Below are 997 nucleotides of genomic sequence, written 5' to 3'. Positions count from 1 at the left end.
CGATCACACTGGCATCACGGTTCCCGACATGAAGCAGGCAGTCGACTTCTTCACAGAGGTGGTCGGCTGCAAGAAGGCGATGTCGTTCGGCCCGTTTTCCGATGACAAGGGCACCTTCATGCAGGATCTGGCCGGCGTTGACCCGAAAGCGGTTATCGAGCAGATCACGCAACTGCGCTGCGGCTATGGATCGAATATCGAGCTGTTCAAATACACGGCACCGGACCAGAAGGACCTGCATGCCAAGAACAGTGATATCGGGGGCTTCCACATAGCTTTCTACGTAGACGACGTCGCGGCCGTGAAGGCCTATCTGCAGGCCAAAGGCGTAGCAACGCGCCTCGGGCCGCTGCCTGTCAAAGAGGGTCCCGCGGCCGGCCAGACCATTATCTACTTCCAGGCGCCGTGGGGGCTGCAGCTGGAAGCGATCAGCTATCCCTCGGGCATGGCCTATGAGAAGAGTGCGGAGACGGTCCTCTGGAGCCCGAAAGAGCCAGCAAAGTGATGGGCTGAATATGGTTCGGCTTGAGGTTTGCCCTTGAGCCGAACTCCTGATTCTTGCGAAAACCGCGCCTACTGACCCAAGTATCCGCCCTGTCCGACCCGTTTCCGTGAAATCAGGACCACTCTGACCGGCCTACCAGCTCAGTCCCTTCGAAATCAATTGGTCTTCGATCCGGATGATAGGGGGCCGCAGCAGTCATGGACCGCCCTCGCTCAGACGCTCGATGGTCGCCTGCATCGAGGTTTCTGCATTCAATTTGTTCGCAGAACGGCAGCTTGGAATTTCTACTGTCGTTGCTCAACCTTAATAGCCAAAGCGGACGATGAATATGGTTGCCGGAGAACCGAATGACGTCAGATTAAAAAATGTCGACGGTCAATGGATTGTCCAGGTCGTCGAAAATGGGAAAGTAACGCGGCATTCATTCAAAGCTCAAGCGGCTGCCGAGAGTTACGCCGAATTCCAGCGCATCAAGCTCGGCCTGCCTGGAAG

At 56.5% G+C, this 997-nt stretch carries 1 protein-coding gene; it reads left to right on the top strand.

Translation table 11 applies throughout. From position 1 onward, the window contains the following. Window positions 1–505: VOC family protein (locus AC1D0I_RS32600; protein ID WP_477400184.1), on the top strand; the 505-nt coding region annotated here is incomplete at its 5' end. Between the last annotated feature and the right edge of the window lie 492 nt (window positions 506–997).

The sequence above is a fragment of the Mesorhizobium sp. P2_D1 genome (genome assembly GCF_056404455.1).
The sequence above is the reverse complement of the archived record's forward strand: the minus strand, read 5'-3'. Positions and strand labels throughout refer to the sequence as shown.